Genomic DNA, 1758 nt, shown 5'->3' with positions numbered 1-1758 from the left:
CCATAGTTACTATGCATGGTGAAGTCATTGCAACCTCCAAAAAAATGCGTTTTACGCATTTAAATATAAATTGCGTAATGCGCAAATTGCAAGTTTTTTTTATTCCTGTGATGCGCAGACGACAAAAAGCCCACAAAATTCGTGGGCTTAAGGATCAATAATTATTTGAAATGCTCTAATCAGAAATACGCTGAGGACCAGAATACTCTCCCAATTACGCGAATACACTCGCTTTGCTGGTTATCATAGTTCTCATCTGGATATTCGCTAAAGTTGTAACTTCTGAGTCTCACTCCATTTCCCGGCAACCGATAAAGTAACTTAACTCTAATCATTCCGTTATGATTGATAGCGTACATTTTCCCATCTTGTATCATTTTGGAAGATGTATCTATGCCAATAATAGAATCTTCGGGTAGAGCAGGCTCCATGCTATTGCCATGAATTTTAATGCAAGCTATATGGCTAGGCTCTATACCTAAGTTGTTTAATGTAGGTTTGCTCAGCTTAATTTTGCAGCCTTCAGCATCATCTAAATACAAGCTGTCACATTGAGGTGAGATTTCTTGGATATCAATGAAAGGGACTTCTACTTCATTGGCACTTAGTAAAATTCCTTTGTTTCCAATATTTCTAGAATTAACAGTATCTGATCTACTATCATTTTGATTCGAAACGCTGTCTATCTCTGCCATGTTGTACAAACGTGAGATTGTTAACCCAAAATAATCTGCAATAGATTTGAGCTTGTCTTCACTTATCCCTTGTAGCCCACGCTCAAATCTAGAAAGATTCCCACCATCATAGCCTTCAATGTTATCAGCGAGTTCGGGAAGTGTCATATTTTGAGACATGCGTAATTGACGGACTATATTTCCGACACCGCTTGGTTTTTTTTCTTTTGTCATGACTTCTATCTTGATGCAATTTGCGAGTAACGCAAGGCGTTGAACGCAATATTTGTTGACAATCAATTGCGCCATGCGCAATATTTAAGTTGTATTACTCTAAGTCGGAGAGTATGAGATGACTGAACTACGTAAACTAAGAACGGACAAAAACATGACTTTGGAATCCGTTGCTACTTCATTAGAAATAGACCTTTCTACACTTTCTAGGATAGAGCGCGGCATCCAATTACCAAATCGCACTACTGCTTCAAAGCTTTCAAGGTATTATTCAATCTCTGTTGGTGATCTCTTCAATATGTTGACTCAGGGAAGCAAACAAGTGTCAGCGTAGCAATTTGAGGGCAACTAACCATGAAACAGCAATCACGCCTTAGATTGTTGAACTCGGCAATCAACAATTGGCTAGAGTTACCTAAAACCAGCCGCGCGACCATTACCGCTGAAATCATTGAGGTCGTTGAACGAATAGGGCTAACTTCCGTCTTGGAAGAGCAGGGCATTACGTTTAACCAAAGCGATGACATTTACAATGATATGAGGGTGAATGCTCAAAAGCTTTTTCGGTGGCTTGGACACTATGATGGTATCCATGATTTCAAAGATCGTATTTGGGATATTGAACAAGCCATAGTGGCAGCACTGCCATGTGACATCCGTATCCAATATCTCAATGACGTCTATGCGTTACCCGATTTATACATAGGGACGACATCTCAGCAAAAAGATCATCTCAATTGTGACCGGATAGCGGCGTCACTCACGAAAGAAAATATGGAGGCTCAGCTTTCCGTCATTGAACTACGAGACAACCCTGAGTCATCCCCCTCCATATATAAAGCTCATCGAG

General features: G+C 40.0%; 3 protein-coding genes. 2 read left to right on the top strand and 1 reads right to left on the bottom strand.

Annotation, left to right across the window (positions count from 1 at the left end):
- Positions 1–179: 179 nt before the first annotated feature.
- A complete protein-coding gene (locus tag VPNCDNU1_RS28490) occupies positions 180–908 on the bottom strand; it encodes an XRE family transcriptional regulator (RefSeq protein ID WP_167404920.1) in 729 nt (242 codons plus the stop codon).
- A 118-nt stretch (positions 909–1026) separates the two neighbouring features.
- Here VPNCDNU1_RS28490 and VPNCDNU1_RS28485 point away from each other — a divergent pair, with 118 nt between their 5' ends.
- Entirely contained in the window at positions 1027–1242 is a 216-nt protein-coding gene (locus VPNCDNU1_RS28485; protein ID WP_104403501.1) for a helix-turn-helix domain-containing protein, read from the top strand.
- 20 nt (positions 1243–1262) lie between these two features.
- Positions 1263–1758: hypothetical protein (locus VPNCDNU1_RS28480; protein WP_104403500.1), on the top strand; the 496-nt coding region annotated here is incomplete at its 3' end.

The sequence above is a fragment of the Vibrio penaeicida genome (genome assembly GCF_002933855.1).
GTDB lineage: Bacteria > Pseudomonadota > Gammaproteobacteria > Enterobacterales > Vibrionaceae > Vibrio > Vibrio penaeicida_A.
This window is presented reverse-complemented; position numbering and strand designations above follow the sequence as displayed.